Source organism: Campylobacter concisus, assembly GCF_902460665.1.
GTDB classification, from domain to species: domain Bacteria; phylum Campylobacterota; class Campylobacteria; order Campylobacterales; family Campylobacteraceae; genus Campylobacter_A; species Campylobacter_A concisus_AL.
The window spans coordinates 474,152-489,581 of sequence record NZ_CABPUR010000002.1 but is presented as its reverse complement, the minus strand read 5'-3'; the positions used below and the strand labels follow the sequence as shown (position 1 = coordinate 489,581).

17 protein-coding genes are annotated in these 15,430 nt (G+C 38.6%); 9 read left to right on the top strand and 8 right to left on the bottom strand.

Features of this window, described 5'->3' with window-relative positions; genetic code table 11:
* The first annotated feature begins 21 nt into the window (after positions 1-21).
* The 4 genes from fliK to F3G66_RS05750 all read left to right on the top strand — a co-directional run bounded on the left by fliK (position 22) and on the right by F3G66_RS05750 (position 3,405).
* A complete protein-coding gene (gene fliK, locus F3G66_RS05765) occupies positions 22-1,653 on the top strand; it encodes a flagellar hook-length control protein FliK (RefSeq protein WP_188115834.1) in 1,632 nt (543 codons plus the stop codon).
* Positions 1,653-1,913: a FlhB-like flagellar biosynthesis protein gene (locus F3G66_RS05760; protein ID WP_021090972.1), complete on the top strand. Its 261-nt coding sequence runs from the start codon at positions 1,653-1,655 to the stop codon at positions 1,911-1,913. Before fliK ends, F3G66_RS05760 begins: the two co-directional genes overlap by 1 nt.
* A 111-nt stretch (positions 1,914-2,024) precedes the next feature.
* Entirely contained in the window at positions 2,025-2,594 is a 570-nt protein-coding gene (locus F3G66_RS05755) for a CheB methylesterase domain-containing protein (protein WP_103576374.1), read from the top strand.
* Positions 2,581-3,405, top strand: a complete 825-nt coding sequence (locus F3G66_RS05750) for a CheR family methyltransferase (RefSeq protein WP_149707428.1) — start codon at positions 2,581-2,583, stop codon at positions 3,403-3,405. Before F3G66_RS05755 ends, F3G66_RS05750 begins: the two co-directional genes overlap by 14 nt.
* A 49-nt stretch (positions 3,406-3,454) precedes the next feature.
* Here the strand turns inward: F3G66_RS05750 and F3G66_RS05745 are convergent, their stop codons facing one another.
* Genes F3G66_RS05745 through F3G66_RS05735 form a run of 3 tightly spaced genes read right to left on the bottom strand, consistent with a single transcriptional unit; the run spans position 3,455 to position 6,332 of the window.
* A complete protein-coding gene (locus F3G66_RS05745; RefSeq protein ID WP_149707427.1) occupies positions 3,455-4,651 on the bottom strand; it encodes an MFS transporter in 1,197 nt (398 codons plus the stop codon).
* Between the two features lies 1 nt (position 4,652).
* Positions 4,653-5,855: a copper resistance protein NlpE gene (locus F3G66_RS05740; RefSeq protein WP_149707426.1), complete on the bottom strand. Its 1,203-nt coding sequence runs from the start codon at positions 5,853-5,855 to the stop codon at positions 4,653-4,655.
* Between the two features lie 48 nt (positions 5,856-5,903).
* Positions 5,904-6,332 (bottom strand): copper resistance protein NlpE, encoded by a 429-nt coding sequence (locus F3G66_RS05735; RefSeq protein ID WP_087584760.1) that lies wholly within the window; start codon positions 6,330-6,332, stop codon positions 5,904-5,906.
* A gap of 80 nt (positions 6,333-6,412) precedes the next feature.
* Here F3G66_RS05735 and F3G66_RS05730 point away from each other — a divergent pair, with 80 nt between their 5' ends.
* Positions 6,413-7,327: an SPFH domain-containing protein gene (locus tag F3G66_RS05730; protein ID WP_103641565.1), complete on the top strand. Its 915-nt coding sequence runs from the start codon at positions 6,413-6,415 to the stop codon at positions 7,325-7,327.
* Positions 7,324-7,716, top strand: a complete 393-nt coding sequence (locus tag F3G66_RS05725; RefSeq protein WP_107708900.1) for an NfeD family protein — start codon at positions 7,324-7,326, stop codon at positions 7,714-7,716. Before F3G66_RS05730 ends, F3G66_RS05725 begins: the two co-directional genes overlap by 4 nt.
* A gap of 21 nt (positions 7,717-7,737) precedes the next feature.
* Here F3G66_RS05725 and F3G66_RS05720 read toward each other — a convergent pair whose 3' ends face one another.
* Positions 7,738-7,950, bottom strand: a complete 213-nt coding sequence (locus F3G66_RS05720) for a hypothetical protein (RefSeq protein ID WP_107952988.1) — start codon at positions 7,948-7,950, stop codon at positions 7,738-7,740.
* A gap of 132 nt (positions 7,951-8,082) precedes the next feature.
* On the opposite strand from F3G66_RS05720, the gene F3G66_RS05715 reads away from it, so the two are divergent.
* The 3 genes from F3G66_RS05715 to recG are packed head-to-tail and all read left to right on the top strand — an operon-like array spanning position 8,083 to position 12,166.
* Complete coding sequence (locus tag F3G66_RS05715; protein ID WP_149707425.1) at positions 8,083-9,129, top strand: dehypoxanthine futalosine cyclase; 1,047 nt, start codon at positions 8,083-8,085, stop codon at positions 9,127-9,129.
* A complete protein-coding gene (locus F3G66_RS05710) occupies positions 9,130-10,359 on the top strand; it encodes a M16 family metallopeptidase (protein WP_149707424.1) in 1,230 nt (409 codons plus the stop codon).
* Positions 10,349-12,166 carry an ATP-dependent DNA helicase RecG gene (gene recG, locus F3G66_RS05705; RefSeq protein ID WP_107952994.1) on the top strand — a complete coding sequence of 606 codons (1,818 nt, stop codon included), beginning with the start codon at positions 10,349-10,351 and terminating at the stop codon, positions 12,164-12,166. Before F3G66_RS05710 ends, recG begins: the two co-directional genes overlap by 11 nt.
* Positions 12,167-12,237: 71 nt before the next feature.
* On the opposite strand, the gene F3G66_RS05700 is transcribed toward recG, so the two are convergent.
* The 4 genes from F3G66_RS05700 to F3G66_RS05685 form a co-directional block, all read right to left on the bottom strand.
* Complete coding sequence (locus tag F3G66_RS05700) at positions 12,238-12,444, bottom strand: excalibur calcium-binding domain-containing protein (RefSeq protein ID WP_107952996.1); 207 nt, start codon at positions 12,442-12,444, stop codon at positions 12,238-12,240.
* 82 nt (positions 12,445-12,526) lie between these two features.
* On the bottom strand, positions 12,527-13,300 hold the full coding sequence (locus F3G66_RS05695) for an ABC transporter ATP-binding protein (RefSeq protein WP_107952998.1): 774 nt from the start codon (positions 13,298-13,300) through the stop codon (positions 12,527-12,529).
* Positions 13,300-14,307 carry a FecCD family ABC transporter permease gene (locus F3G66_RS05690; protein ID WP_149707423.1) on the bottom strand — a complete coding sequence of 336 codons (1,008 nt, stop codon included), beginning with the start codon at positions 14,305-14,307 and terminating at the stop codon, positions 13,300-13,302. The genes F3G66_RS05695 and F3G66_RS05690 overlap by 1 nt, the downstream gene beginning before the upstream one ends.
* Before the next feature lie 3 nt (positions 14,308-14,310).
* Positions 14,311-15,366, bottom strand: coding sequence for an ABC transporter substrate-binding protein (locus F3G66_RS05685; RefSeq protein ID WP_149707422.1), 1,056 nt, complete (start codon positions 15,364-15,366; stop codon positions 14,311-14,313).
* Positions 15,367-15,430: the final 64 nt, after the last annotated feature.

Below are 15,430 nucleotides of genomic sequence, written 5' to 3'. Positions count from 1 at the left end.
AAAATGAACGTAGGAAATTCTTTGAATATATCAAATACTTCGGTTCAAACCGGACAAAATACTACTCAAAATGTGCCAGTTCGTAAAAATGAAGGCTCGCTTTTTAAAAATCAGCCAAGCGTACAAACGCCTAGTGAGCAGAGCATTTCAGAGACACTTGATAATGTTGGAAAACTCGTTGCAAGAGTGCTTGATGATCTAAAAAGTGCTTCAAGTCTTAGCAAGGCTGAACAAATTTTATCTCAGGCAAAAGATACGAAAATCGCTCCAAATTTAGCCAGTGAGCTATCAGACCTTGCAAAAAGCTTAGAGGCTGAAGCAACGCAAAATGAAAGCCCTGAGATAAAGAGCCTTGCACTAAAACTAAAAGAATTTCTAAAACCAATAGCCGATCTAAAAGCTGGCTCACTAAATGATCAGATCAAAAACTCAGGCGTAATGCTTGAAGCAAATTTAAAAGATGCACTTAGTCCAGAAAAGCTTCCAAGCTCGGTTCAGAAGCTACTAAGCGATATAAAAAATCTCTCAAGCGGGAATTTGCTAAATCAAATTTTAACCCTAAATGATGAAAAATTAGACAATCAAAACTCTTTTTCAAAGCTTGCTTCTATACTTGAAAAAGCGAGTAGTGACGCAAAAAATATCCTTGATAACTCAAGCATAAAAACCCTTTTAAAAGATGTTGATAAGCTTGATAGTGTGGTTAAATTTTTAGATAAAAATTTTTCAAAAGATCAAAATGGCGAGCTAGTAAAAAATCAAATAGGCAAAATGCAAAATTTCATCTCAAATTTAAGCGAGAAAGTCGCAAGCCTAGCAAATGAAAAGCTAAATCAAAATTTTGGTTTTAGCCAAAATCACAAAGAGCTAAAAACTATCCTTGATAGCATAAAAAACGATCTAAAAACGCTAAATAATATAGGCGATGAAGTAGGGCTTGTAAAAGCGTTTAATGAGATGAGCGATGTTTCAAAGGATGGCAGCTTGCAAGATAAGCTTCAAAGTGCGGCGAGACGTCTTGCTCATAGCCTAAGTCTTGCTGATGCTAAGGCAAGTTTGGCTAAAAATGAGCTAAGTGAGAGTAAGGCACTTTTAAAACAACTAAATCTCGCCACAAACGATATAAATAACATTACGACTAAAAATAGTGGCGAAATTTCAAAGGTGCTAAGCCAAGATATAAAAAGTACGCTTTTAAATATCAGTGAAAAGAGTCAAAACCCGCAAAGCGTAAATGCTGCAAATAAGATGATTTCACAGATCGAGATGCATCAAATGATATCAAGCCTTCAAGGCGGGATCCAAACTTATATGCCTTATATTTGGGACGGTGTTGAGGGTGGAAATATCGCATTTAAGCAAGGCAAAAAGGATAAATTTTACGCTCAGATCGATCTAAATTTTAAGAAATTTGGACAGATAAATGTGATGGTTGGACTTATTGATAAAAGGTATATTGATCTTTCGGTAGCTACGCAAACAAATGAGTTTAAGGAGCTAATCCTTTCAAACTCTAGCGAATTAAAACAAGCAATATCAAAGCTTGGACTCATAGTTTCAAACTTTAATATCAAAACTTTGTCAAAAGTAAAGCTAAATGATAGATTTAAAAAATTTGGTGGCCTTGATGTGGGCTTTGATAAGAAAATTTAATGCAAGTAAATAAGAAAAAAGCAGTAGCTCTTGGCTACAACAGATCTAAAGACAATGCTCCAAGAGTGCTGGCTAGTGGCGCTGGAGAGATAGCAAATAGAATAATTGATCTTGCAAAAGAGCATGATATACCGATCAAAGAGGATCCTGATCTTATTGAAATTTTAAGCAAGGTTGAAGTTGATCAAGAAATTCCGCCAAATTTATATAAAGCTGTTGCTGAAATTTTTAGCTTTTTATATAAGATCACAAAGAAATGATCTATAAATTTGCTTAAAAATTAGTAATGCATATAAAGAGTGGCAAGGATATTGACGATATACAAAAAGTGGTGTAAGCTAAATATTAAATTAAAATTTTAAAGGCTATTTGTGGCACAAAAATTAATATTAATAGGGGCGTCTACTGGCGGGCCTGGGCATTTAAAAAAGTTACTAAAAAACGTAAAACTAAATGGAGCTATCATCGTGATAGCCCAGCACATGAATAAAATGTTTATAAACTCTTTTGCCATGCAAATCGGAAAAGAGTGTGGCTTGGATGTTGAAATTTTAAATGAGAGGAAAATTTTAAAAGAAAATACCGTATATGTCTGTGAACAAAATGTGGTGGTGTCACCAAATTTACCAATTAGTGCAAAGCCAAATACAGAAGAAAAGACTATATATACGCCAAATGTTGATGTGCTGTTTAAATCTGGAGTTGGAATTTGTAAAAGCGCAAATGTCCTAGCTATCTTGCTAACTGGCATCGGAGATGATGGTGCATCTGGGCTTGATAAGCTTTATAAGGCTGGAGCAAAATGTATAGCTGAAAATGAAGAGAGCGCGATAGTTTATGGTATGCCAAAACGTGCAAAAGAGCTAAATCAAAGCTTAAAATCATTAAATCTAACTATGATAAAAAAAGAGCTGGAGGATTTTTTAAATGCTACTAACTAATGACGCAAAAGATACAAAAACAATGCAAACAAATACTTCACAAGATATGGATAGTTTTAATGAATTTATGAACGTTATCAAAACCCTTTGCGGAGTTGATCTGGAGCCAAAAAGAGATATTACGTTGCAACGAATTACCATTTTTATTAGAGATCGCCAGATAAAAAGTATTAAAGATCTTGTTTCGATGATAAGATATAACTCAAGCTTGCGACAAGACATTTTAAATCTAGTAACTGTAAATGAGACTTATTTTTATAGAGAGTTGCCTCAACTTAAAGATGTGATATATTACGCAAAGGAGCTTGGAGGAGCTAGAATTTTGTGTGCTCCTTGCTCTACTGGAGATGAGTCATATTCGCTTGCAATGCTTGCTTATGAGATGGGATTTAAACAGCATGAAATTTCAATCGTAGGTATAGACATAAACTCAGAAGCCATAGCAAGCTGTCAAAATGGTATTTTTAGTGAGAGGAGCTTGCATAGGTTAAGCGATTTTCAAAAAGAGAGATTTTTTACAAAAGTCGATGATAAATTTAAGATAAAAAAAGAAATTTTACCAAGGTGTGAGTTTAAAATTTTAAATGTTTTTGATGACGCTATCTTTAATCTAGGAAAATTTGATATCGTGCTTTCAAGAAATATGATGATCTATTTTGATGATGATTTTAGATTAAAATGTGTTGAGAGACTTCATAAATTGCTTAAGCCAGATGGTAGGCTTTATGCTGGGCACGCTGATCTTGTGCCTTACACTCCAGCTTATGAAAAGCGCTTTTCAAATGGAACTACCTACTATCTAAAAAAATAAAAATTTGCCAAGTCGCCTTTTAGCTTAGGCGACTTAATTTAAAAAACAATCACCTTATTTTGTAGCTTTTTAATACGATGTGATAGTAAAAAGCCCCTACAAAAAAGAGGCTTCCCATAAAACTCGCAATCATCTCAACGCTAAGTCCAATATCATAAAGCAGACCAATGATAAATGAAATGAGAGCGCTAAAGCCAAGAAAAACCATATCGTTATATGCAATCACTCGGCCATAAAATTCTTTTTTGCAGTTTTGCTGAAGCATCGTATAGGTGTAGCTCCAAAGACTTGATGTGCAAAATCCAGCGAAGATAATGCCAATAAGCGATAGATAAAAATTCCAAAGCGATAAAGCCCAAATAATGATACCAAGGCCTTGACCGATATATACGAAAATAAGCGTATTTTTATTTATAAATTTACTAAGTATGGCTGGAGCAAACATAAGCGAAATGGATCTTGAGGTATTTAATAGTCCTATAATTAGCGATGTCGATAGTAAATTTGCATATTTGTAATCAGCCAAAAGTGCGATCAATGCGTCATAAGCGGTAATGCCAACAAAGGCGTGCAAGAATATAAGATGCACGATAAGCCTGTTTTCTTTTAAATACACAAGGCCATTTTTTAGCATTTTTAGTGGTTTTTCTATAAATTCTGGCTTTAGACCTTGTAAATTTAAAAAATATAAAAATCCAAAGCTAAAAATGTATAGTATGCCATCAAGCAAAAATGCGCTTTTAATACCAAAAAAGTGTATGTAAACTCCAGCAAGCCCCATGCCAGCAGTGTATGAGACCGCCCAGATGATAGAGTGGATCTCGTTTGCGAGCTTGAGATTTTCTTTGCTTAAAATTTTTGGCAGTACGCTCATCTCTACTTGAAAATACATTCCTCCAGTGCCATTTCTAACAAAAATGATGAGTAAAAGTAGCCATAAAAAATCAAGTGAGTCTATAAAAAGAAGCATGAAAACGCTTATCGTCTCAACTGCCATCATGATGACAAGCATCGGTTTTGGGCTAAATTTATCGACCAAAATTCCACTAAATGGAGCTATGACAACACCTGGGATAAATGCCATCGCTGCACTTAGTGTGATCGCCCAAACAGGAGCGTCAAGCTTGATAAGAAGGGTAAAAATACCTGTGTGTGAAAACCATACGCCAAAATAGCATATAAGCTGAATGATGCTTAAAAGGCGAAAATTTCTCTCTTCTTTTAAAAGTTTAAGATATTCTTTCAACTTATTGATTCCACATTAGCGTTATTTGCTCTATCTTTGTTTCATCTGGTATATCGTTTAGGCTTGTTATCTCTTTGGTAAGTGGATTTTTTAGTGTGATTAACATATCGTGGCTATCTATTTTTAGATAGATATTGTTTGCGTCGCTTTGAAATTTAGAAATAACAAGAGAATTTTTTATATCTTTGAAATTTGATTTAAGGCTGATATTTTCTGGAGTTTTAAACTCGTTTGAGTAAATTTCAATGCTTGTGATAATGCCATTTAGCAAGGTATATTCAAAAATTCTTTCATTTTTGTTTGTTACGATGTAGCTGTTTTCTTTTTTTGTGTCATCTCGTTTTATGTTTTTTGAGCCATAAATTTTTATCACATCTCTATTTGCTGATTCGTTTGTCAGCTCTGCAAAAAAGCCTTTACCAAAGAGATTTTTTTGATCTTTATCTTTTTTATATCGTCCGCTTATGTGAGCATTTTTACAAATTTTGTCATTTGCTACTAGAAAAATTGCATTATTTATCCTGTGTATGCTTAGAGCAATGCCTTTTTCATCTAAAAGGTAAAAAATTCCTTTGTCGTAAAGTAGCTCAGAGCTAAACTCGCAAAGTAGCGAGCCATTTTTTAATGATGAATAAAAACTTATTTTTGCGCCATTTTTACTTGGCACGATTACGATATCTAAAAAGTTATCTTTGTTTTTAAATTTATAAAATTTAGCAAAAAAACTATCTTTGTAAGCTTTATTTACCGGTTCAAAATTATAAATTTGAGCTAGCACGCCAACTCGCTTATTTTTCTTGTCATCAAGCTGAAGAAGTGAGTTTTTATTTGGCGCAAAGTAGCTAAGATTGCCATTTTCATCTTTTAAAATGATAGCACTATCATCAACATCAAATGTGCCATTTTTTTCAACTAAGCTTACTTCTTTATCCATAGTAAGCATTGTTTTTGTATAGGTTTTGTCTTTATTTAACGTAATGATAGTTTTTATGCCTTCGCAGTTTGGGCAAGGCAAAATAGTGTGAAAACTACTATAAATTGAGTTTGGAAGTATTAGCTTTTCTGGCTTTTTTGGTGTATTTACTTGAACTAGCGGCTTGTCTTCTTTTACTGTATTTTGTGTGTTTTGTTTTGGCTCTAAATTTTCATTTTTTGCGCAGCCAAGGATGAAAAATGAGATAAGTATGGCAAAAAGATATTTCATTTGCAACTCCTTAAAAATTGCAAAATTATATCATTTTGCCTTTAAAATTTATTTTACGCGTTTAAAGATGTATTTATCTTTTAGCTCGCCAGTGACCTCTTTTTGATCCATATCTAGCATTTTTAGGTTCTCGCCTTCTATTTTATAAAAGCTCTTTTCTTTATACTCATCAATCGTTGTTATCACACCATTTTCAATTGAGTATTTGCCTTTGCTAACGGCTTTGTAGTTGTCTTTTGACTTATAGTCCATAACGCTTTCAAATGTGCCATCTTTTTTTAATGTTAAGCGTGAATCAACACCCATGCAACTAGCGCAAGGTAAAAATGCTTTATAAGTGCCCTCGATACTACTAATTGGAGCTTCGCAGCTACTTTTTACTTCACATTTGCCTTGTGGGACGTTTGCATTTTGGCTAGATGAGGCACAACCTGCCAAAAGTAGAGCCGCACTTAGTGCAAATATAAAATTTTTCATGCTAATCCTTTTTGAAAATAAAATTTAAAATGTATTATAATACTTAAGAAAATAACAAATTATAAATTAAAGGAGTAAAAATGCAAATCGAAGCATTTGGCGTTTTAGTCGTAGTTCTGGTTATCTTTGCGTTCTTGTTTTTAAAGGCTGGTATCAAGATCGTCTCACAAGCTGATAATCTACTCATCGAGCGACTTGGTAAATTTCACAAAGTACTTGACGGTGGATTTCACATAATCATACCATTTGTCGATCAAATAAGAGCGATAATCACCGTAAAAGAGCAGCTTGTAGACATTACAAAACAGCAAGTCATCACAAAAGATAACGTAAACATAAGCGTCGATGGTATCGTCTTTTTAAAGGTTTTTGATGCAAAAATGGCGGTTTATAATGTCGATAACTACAAGCGTGCCATTGCAAATTTAGCCATGACTACACTTCGTGGCGAGATAGGCGCGATGAATCTTGATGATACGCTAAGCTCACGCGACCGCTTAAATGCCGCACTTCAAGTTGCTCTTGGCGACGCTGCTGGCAACTGGGGCGTAAAGATCATGCGCGTAGAAATTTCTGAAATTTCTGTCCCACTTGGCATCGAAGAGGCGATGAATATGCAGATGAAAGCCGAGCGTGAAAAACGTGCGATCGAGCTAAAAGCCTTGGCTGAAAAAGAGGCACTAATACGCAATGCCGAAGCACTAAAACAAGAAAAAGTGCTTCAAGCAGAGGCGATCGAGCGTATGGCTGATGCGAAAAAATACGAACAAATCGCTATCGCAACGGCTCAAAAAGAGGCTATGGATATGATAAATGATAGTATGAGCAAAAACGCAAATGCAGCAGAATTTTTGCTCGCGCGCGATAGAGTCGGGGCATTTAGCGAGCTAGCTAAAAATAACTCAAAAGATAAAATTTTAGTTCCTTACGAGGCGACTGAGCTTATTGGTTCACTTAGCGTTTTGAAAAATTTCCTAGCTAAGGATAAGGCGTGATCAGCCCTTTTATAATGATAGCAATCGGTGTGGTTTTGTGCATCACCGAGTTTATCTTTTTCTCGTTTTATTTGCTATTTTTTGGCATAGCTTTTATCGTAGTTGGAGCTATAAATTTTGGTTTTAGTTTTGCTTGGAGCTATCAAATTTTAATTACGGCAGCGATTGCGATCGTGCTTCTTGCGCTTTTAAAAGCACCGCTAAAGAGCAAATTTATGTCTAGAAAAGAGAGTTTTAACGAGGAATTTTTAGACGAAGCCGGAGTTGGCGAGATCAGAGAAAATATGGTCTATTTCAAAGGTACACTTTGGAAATATGACGGAAATTTAGCTAACGGAGAGAAGGTGACGGTTCTTGGCACCAAAGGTGACAAGGTGATATTAAAATAAAAGTGCCATTTGGCACTTTTACTATTTTGCGTGAGCTGGGCAGCCTTGCATATCGCCGTGCATTGAGCCTTGCATCATGCAACCTTGATGGTGGCAACCTTGTTTTTGCATATCACTTTTTATCTCTTTGTGATGAGGGCAACCGCAACCTTCATGGCTTGCTGGTTTTGGCTCATTTTTAGCACAACCAACTAAAAATAGCCCGCAAATAACGGCAAATACTATCTTTTTCATAACTTGCTCCTTTAAAGAATTTCTCATATTTTAGCCTTTAAAAATTAATTTTTCATAACGCCTGATTTATCATATTTAAAAGCATTTTTGGCTAAACTCTCGCCCAAAAATAAGCAAAATAAAAGGTTAAATTTGAAAAGACTTAGTGTAAATGAAGCCATCGATCTTATAGAAAATGCACCGCTTCACGAGCTTGGCAAGATGGCGCTAGCTAGAAAAAAAGAGCTTCATCCAGAGGGCATTACTACCTTCATCGTAGATCGCAACATCAACTATACAAACGTCTGCTGGGTGGATTGTAAATTTTGCGCATTTTATCGCCACGCAAAAGAAGAAGACGCTTATGTGCTAAGCTTTGAGGAGATCGGCAAGAAGATCGAGGAGCTTATCGCCATTGGTGGCACGCAAATTTTATTTCAAGGTGGTGTTCATCCAAAGCTAAAGATCGAGTGGTACGAGGAGCTTGTTGGCTACATCAGCAAGCACTATCCAAGCATCACGATACATGGTTTTTCAGCCGTTGAGATCGACTACATCTCAAGAATTTCAAAAATTTCTACTAAAGAGGTCTTAAGACGCCTAAACGAAAAGGGCTTATATTCGATGCCAGGGGCTGGAGCGGAGATTTTAAGCGACAGGGTGCGTGACATCATCGCCCCTAAAAAATGCGACACCGCAGACTGGCTTCGCATACACAAAGAGGCGCACGAGCTTGGCATAAAAACGACTGCTACGATGATGTTTGGTACGGTTGAGAGCACTCGTGAGATCGTAGAGCACTGGGAGCACATCAGAAATTTACAAGATGAAACGGCTGGATTTAGGGCATTTATACTTTGGAGTTTTCAAGGGTTAAATACAAAGCTCATGCAAGAATTCCCTGAGATCAAAAAGCAAAGCTCAAACGTCTATCTAAGGCTTCTTGCGGTCTCAAGGCTCTTTTTGGATAACTTTAAAAATATCCAAAGCAGCTGGGTCACGCAGGGCAGCTATGTAGGCCAGCTAGCGCTTCTTTTTGGCGCAAACGACCTTGGTAGCACAATGATGGAAGAAAACGTCGTAAAGGCAGCAGGGGCTAGCTTTAGGATGAATCAAGAGCAGATGATCGAGCTTATAAAAGATGTCGGAGAAATTCCAGCTAAGCGCAACACAAACTACGATATTTTGGAGAAATTTTAGATGAAAATTTTAGATATCAATGTAAAAAATGTAAAAATCCCAGTCGTTTTTGAAAGCTCAAAAGCGATGCCAGTAGTGAGCCTTAGACTTGTTTTCAAAGCAGCTGGTAGCTCGCAAAATGGCAAGCTAGCAGGCCTTGCAAGACTAAGTGCAAATTTACTAAACGAAGGCGATATGAAGCTAGGCTCGGCTAAATTTGCCAAAGAGCTTGAAGTGCGGGCGATTAGCCTAAACGCAAGTTGTGGCTTTGAGACATTTTGCATAGATCTAAACTGCCTAAAAGAGCACTTTGCCTTTGCGTGCGGCAAGCTAAAAGAGCTTATAAGCGCTCCAAATTTGACAGAAGAAATTCTAAATAGGTGCAAAACCGTCACACTTGGCGAGATAGCAGCAAATGAAAACGACTTTGATTACGTAGCAAGACAGGGGCTTTTTGAGCTTTTGTACCCAAAAAGCGTGCTTTCAGAGCCTAGTATCGGCACTAAAAAGAGCATAAAAGCGATCATGCTTGAAGATGTGAGAAAGTTTTTAAACGAGCATTTAGACCTTTCAAATTTGCTTTGCGTGCTAGGTGGCGACATCGACGAGAAGCAGACAAAAGAGCTTGCTAGCGTTTTAGAGATCCTAAAACCTGGCAAGGTGCGAAAGCTAGAGCGCTTTAGTCCAAGTGATAAGTGCGAAAACAGCGAGATCATCAGGCAAAGCGAGCAGGCCTACATCTACTTTGGTGCGCCATTTGACGTGAGACCTGAAGAAAAATACAAGGCCGCAGTGGCGACATTTATCCTAGGCGAGGGTGGCTTTGGCTCAAGGCTCATGGAGGAGATACGCGTGAAAAGAGGGCTTGCATACAGCGCCTACGCTAGAAATTTGCTAAATTTCTCTTACAGCCAGCTCTACGGCTACATGCAGACAAAAAATGAGAAAAAAGATGAGGCTATCGCCGTTATAAAAGAGGAAATTTTAAAATTTAGTAAAAAAGGTGTTAGCAAGGCCGAGCTTGAGCAGGCTAAGAAATTTTTACTTGGTTCGTTGCCGCTTAGACTTGAGACGCTATTTAAGCGCCTTGACATCGCGCAAGGCGAGTTTTACGAGCATGGCGAGCTTGGGGTATTTTTAAAAGATCTGGATAAAATTTCAGCCCTTTCGCTAAGCGAGCTAAATAGCTTTATAAAAGCCCACGCAGAGATCAATCAGCTAAGTTTTTGCGTCCTAAAAAATGAAATTTGAAGCAAGTGACAGAGCAAAACTTCTAAAAATAGGCGTGCTTAGCCTGCTTGACCTTGCTCTTGTGCTACCAAAGGGCTTTGAGGATACGACGATCGCTAAGAGCCCAAGAGAGGGGCAGGTCTGCATAAATATAAAGATCACCTCACTCGCCTCGCGCCCTGGCATGCTAACGGCACTTGCCTTTTGCGAGCAGTGGCAAAGTAGCGTAAAGATCGTCATTTTTAACGCAAAATCTTGGCACTACGGCGCTTTTAAGGTGGGCAAAGAGATGGCGATATATGGGCTTTGCTCCTACGCCTTTGGCTCGTGGCAGATCGTAAATCCAAAAATCACCACAAAAATAGGTCAGATCGTGCCTAAATTTAAGACCGAACTAAAAGATGAGGAGCTAAAAAAACTCATATTAAAATATCTAAATTTACAAAATTTAATGGCCGAAGGTTTAAACGAAAAAGAGGCTAAATTTCTAGCCGATCTGCAAAGGCTAGATGAGCAAAGCGTGCAAATTTTATACCGCCTAAAAAACGAAGGCGAGGGCTTAGAAATCTTAAAATTTGTAGAAATTTTTAACTACATAAAAAAGCTAAGTGCTAAAAAAACCTACTTTAAAAGCCCTAAAATCAAGCTTTTTGACATAAGCTCTTGGCTTAAGAGCTTGCCATTTACGCCGACAAACGACCAGATAAACGCCATAAATGACATCAGAGACGACCTTAGCGCCGTGCAGGCAAAAAGGCGCGTCATAATGGGTGACGTGGGAAGTGGCAAGACGCTTGTGATCCTAGCAGCTGCGCTTAGCGTCTATCCGCAAAGTGCCATTTTGATGGCGCCAACAAGCATCTTAAGCGAGCAAATTTATAATGAAGCAAAGAGGCTGCTGCCCGCTTTTATGAATGTGATGCTGGTGCGAAGCGGGGAGAAAAAGATAGACTTTAGCGGGGCAAATTTGATCGTTGGCACGCATGCGCTGCTCTTTCACGAGCTGCCAAACTCGCCACTTGTTATGGTCGATGAGCAGCACCGCTTTGGCTCAAACCAGCGCAAAAAGATAGAGGAGCTTGCCTCAAACGAGGATGAGCGAGCAAATTTCGTGCAGTTTTCAGCTACGCCAATACCAAGGACACTAAGCTTAATCCAGTCTGAGATCGTAAATTTTAGCTTTTTAAAGCAGATGCCGTTTAAGAAAAATATAATGAGCCAAATTTTAGGCGCTAGCGAGTTTGGCTTTTTGCTAGCTCACATCAAAAAGCAGGTAGAAAACGGCTTTCAAGTAGCCATCATCTATCCGCTAGTTGAGAGCAGCGAGAGCTCAAACTACCAAAGTCTAAGCGAGGCACAGGGCTTTTGGCTAAAGAATTTCAAAAATGTCTTCGTCACGCACGGCAAGGACAAAGAGAAAGAGGAAATTTTAAGGCGGTTTAGAGAAGAGGGCGAAATTTTGCTCTCAACCACCGTTGTAGAGGTTGGTATTTCGCTGCCAAGGCTAAATACTATCGTAATCGTGGGCGCTGAGCGGCTGGGGCTTGCCACGCTTCATCAGCTGCGAGGCAGAGTGGGGCGAAATGGCGGCGATGGGTACTGCTTTTTATTTACCAAACTAAAAGAGGCGCCAGCTAGACTAAAAGAATTTTGCGCGACAAATGACGGCTTTAAGGTGGCGGAGCTTGATCTGAAAAACCGCCAAAGCGGCGATATACTAAATGGCTTTTTTCAGCATGGAGCGACCTTTAACTTCTACGACTACGAGGATGATATCACACAGGCTGCAAAGGCTAGAGTGGCGACACTTGCTAAAAATAACGCCTAGTTGCTTTTAACTTAACTTAAAATTTTTGATTTTGTTGGCTTTAAAATTTAGCGGAGTAAATTTTAATAAAATTATTTTTCTACTCTGCGTTCTTTGCATACATTTTCACATGGTATGCCGTCATGATCGCGATCAAACCCACTGCGCCCGCATTTTCTTAGATAGTGATATGCTTCTTCGCAACTTTTCATCTCTTTGCAGTAGCGTTTAGAACAATCAAATTTATCAGCCGCGTTTGCCATCAATGCAAAAAATAAAATCAAAACTATTTTTTTCATTTTTACTCCAAAGGCAGTATTAAATAAGAAAAATAACACAAAAAAGCGCTCTCAAAAGAATTTCTCTTTTGAGAGTATAAATTTAAAGAGGATATGTTAAGCAACACTCTCTTTTTACTTCGTCGATGTAGCTTACGTTTAAGCTTAGTCCGTAAAGCTTGCTTAAATTTTCGCTTCTGATGATCTCATTAACCGTGCCAAACTCAACATTTCCATCACCTTTTACAAGTGCGACATATCCGCCAAGAAGCACGGCAAAGTCAGGGTTGTGAGTAGTTAGCACGACCGAGTAGCCAAGCTCTTTTAGCCATTTTACGGTGCGTAAAAATTTATACTGGTTGCCGTAATCAAGCGCGCTCGTTGGCTCGTCAAAAATGATCATCTTTGGCTGCGCAGCCATCGCACGAGCGATCATACACATCTGCTTTTGACCGCCACTCATTTGAGTGATAAATTTCTCTTCAAGGTGCTCAATCTCAAGCTTTTTGGTGTAAATTTTAGCGATCTCTTCATCCTCTTTGCTAGGCCTTGCAAAGATACCAAGGTGCGCCGCGCGTCCCATCGTGATGAACTCAAGCCCAGTGTATTCATACTCGGTAACCTCGCTTTGAGCCACGTACGCCATGATCTTAGCGCGCTCTTTGTTACTTAGACTATCTACGTTTTTGCCATCAAGAAAGATCTCTCCTGAAACTGGCTTTAGCGAGCCGCTTATTAGCCCAAGAGTGGTTGATTTGCCAGCTCCATTTCGACCAAGAATGGTTAAAATATCACCTGCGCCTATCTTTAAATTTACATTTTCTAGTTTGCCAGCCCCATTTGGGTAGCTAAAGTTTAAATTTCTGACTTCAAGCATCATGCAACCTTTTTATTTCGCCACAAGACCCAGACGAAAAATACCGTACCGATAAAGCCAGTAAGCACGCCAAGAGGCACTTCGCTCACGCTTATGCTACGAGCTAATGTATCTACAAATAGTAAAAACATCGCACCCATAAATATACTTGCAGGCATGCTTCTTATGTTATTTGCACCAACTAGCATGCGAGCTAAGTGAGGCATTAAAAGTCCCACCCAGGCTACTATACCGCTTATACAGACGCTACAAGCTGTAAGAAGTGTGGCGCAGATGATGATAATAGAGCGCTCGAATGAGACATTTACGCCAAGTCTAGCCGCACTCTCGTCGCCAAGAGAGAGCAAATTTATACGCCAGCTCATAGCGATTAGCAAAATAGCGCAGATGATCATCACTGGGGCGATGTATTTTAAATTTTCACTATCAAGCTTTGCTAGGCTTCCAAGCTGCCAATAAACAATATCAGGTAGCTTCGTCTCAGGGTCTGCGACATATTTTAAAAAGCCGATCACTGAGCCCATGAGGCCGCTCACGATGATGCCAGAAAGAACTAGCATAAGTGTGCTTGAGCGCCCCATCATCTTAGGTATGGCTAGCGTGATAGCAACGGCTGCTAGGCCAAATCCAAATGCAAAAATTTGTATCCAAAATAGCGATAGATCAAAGATGATAGCAGTTGCTGCTCCCACGCAAGCACCAGCTGAGACGCCAAGTAGATCAGGGCTTACTAGCTGGTTTTTAAAGACGCCTTGATAAGCTGCACCACTCACGCTAAGAGCAGCTCCGACAAGTATAGCTGCGATGATGCGCGGGATGCGTAAATTTTCTATCACGTTTGTGATGTTGCTAGCTGCGCCATCTCCTAGACCAATGCTATGAGCTAACACGCTAAATACATCGCCAAATGATATGTAAAATCTGCCAACGCAAAGTGCGACAAAGGCGCAAAGAAGCGTTAGCAGAGCTAAAAAAATGGTAACTAATGAAAAATTTGTGTTTTTCATATATTATTTTTTGCTACCGTCTGGATTTAGACCTTTTAAGATATAGTCGTACTCTGTATCGCTAAGATCGTGACTTAAGAACTCTTTGTAAAACTCTTTTGTCTTGGCTTTTACATCTACATCTTTAAACAGATCTGGTTGGATAGTCTTTGCTGCCCATAAAATTTGAAGAGCACTCTCTGCACCGTATCTATCCCAACCAAAAACACCTTTTGGGTTGCCATAAACTTTGCCGTTTTTAACAGCATTTGAGCCCGAATATGCAGGGTTTTCTTTTATACTTTTGATCTGTGCGTCTGTATCAGCGCCACCAACAATGATGATATCAGGGTTTGCGTTGATGAGCTCTTCAGCTGTTAGCTCGATCATAGAGCCCTCTTTTGAGACTGCGTTTTTGCCACCAGCTAAATTTATCCAAGTATTTATGATAGTTTTTGTGCCATCAACCTTTAATAAATTTGCTCCGCCAAGCAAGTGAAGCACTTTTGGACGTTTAGCATCAGGGATGTTTTTTGTTCTATCAGTTACAAATTTAGTGTTATCTTGGATATTTTTTGTAAGTTTATCAGCCATAGATCTAGCCTTGTCAGTGCCGATCACTTCAGCTGTTGCGTAGATACTTTTTTCCATATCTGGATAGTCTCTAAAGATCAAATTTACAGCGCTAAAGCCGTTTTTGCTAAGCTCGTCTTGATAGTTTTTGCTTGAGACTACGACAACATCAGGGGCAAGCTTAACAAGCTCTTCGATCTGAAGATCTTTGCCATCAAGCGCGGCTGGTAAATCCTTAAGTCTTGGATAGACGAGGGCGAACCACTTGTTTTTCTTGATCTGATCGGTTGTGGCTACAACTTTATCCATACCGCCAAGCGCTAGGATGATCTCGTTGTTTGCGTGCCAAAGAGCAGCGATCTTCTCAACCTTCTCAGGCACGCCTACTTTGACGCCTTGCATATCTGTTATGCTTCTAGCAGACTCAGCTGCGTTTAGGCTAAGAGCCATAAAAAGTGAAGCGACAAGGCTAAATTTAGCCATTTTTTGCAAAAAATTTCTTTGCATATTTTTTTCCTTTATTTTAAAAATATAAAGTTGTATATTAATAATTTTTAGGTTAATTCTATGT

What these genes read in the sequence shown, in the direction of transcription:
- F3G66_RS05730 (WP_103641565.1), top strand. Translation starts at nt 6,413, where the DNA reads ATGCAAATCGAAGCATTTGGCGTTTTAGTCGTAGTTCTGGTTATCTTT.
- F3G66_RS05735 (WP_087584760.1), bottom strand. Translation starts at nt 6,332, where the DNA reads ATGAAAAATTTTATATTTGCACTAAGTGCGGCTCTACTTTTGGCAGGT.
- F3G66_RS05695 (WP_107952998.1), bottom strand. Translation starts at nt 13,300, where the DNA reads ATGCTTGAAGTCAGAAATTTAAACTTTAGCTACCCAAATGGGGCTGGC.
- F3G66_RS05720 (WP_107952988.1), bottom strand. Translation starts at nt 7,950, where the DNA reads ATGAAAAAGATAGTATTTGCCGTTATTTGCGGGCTATTTTTAGTTGGT.
- F3G66_RS05710 (WP_149707424.1), top strand. Translation starts at nt 9,130, where the DNA reads ATGAAAATTTTAGATATCAATGTAAAAAATGTAAAAATCCCAGTCGTT.
- F3G66_RS05750 (WP_149707428.1), top strand. Translation starts at nt 2,581, where the DNA reads ATGCTACTAACTAATGACGCAAAAGATACAAAAACAATGCAAACAAAT.
- F3G66_RS05740 (WP_149707426.1), bottom strand. Translation starts at nt 5,855, where the DNA reads ATGAAATATCTTTTTGCCATACTTATCTCATTTTTCATCCTTGGCTGC.
- F3G66_RS05700 (WP_107952996.1), bottom strand. Translation starts at nt 12,444, where the DNA reads ATGAAAAAAATAGTTTTGATTTTATTTTTTGCATTGATGGCAAACGCG.
- F3G66_RS05685 (WP_149707422.1), bottom strand. Translation starts at nt 15,366, where the DNA reads ATGCAAAGAAATTTTTTGCAAAAAATGGCTAAATTTAGCCTTGTCGCT.
- F3G66_RS05690 (WP_149707423.1), bottom strand. Translation starts at nt 14,307, where the DNA reads ATGAAAAACACAAATTTTTCATTAGTTACCATTTTTTTAGCTCTGCTA.
- recG (WP_107952994.1), top strand. Translation starts at nt 10,349, where the DNA reads ATGAAATTTGAAGCAAGTGACAGAGCAAAACTTCTAAAAATAGGCGTG.
- F3G66_RS05760 (WP_021090972.1), top strand. Translation starts at nt 1,653, where the DNA reads ATGCAAGTAAATAAGAAAAAAGCAGTAGCTCTTGGCTACAACAGATCT.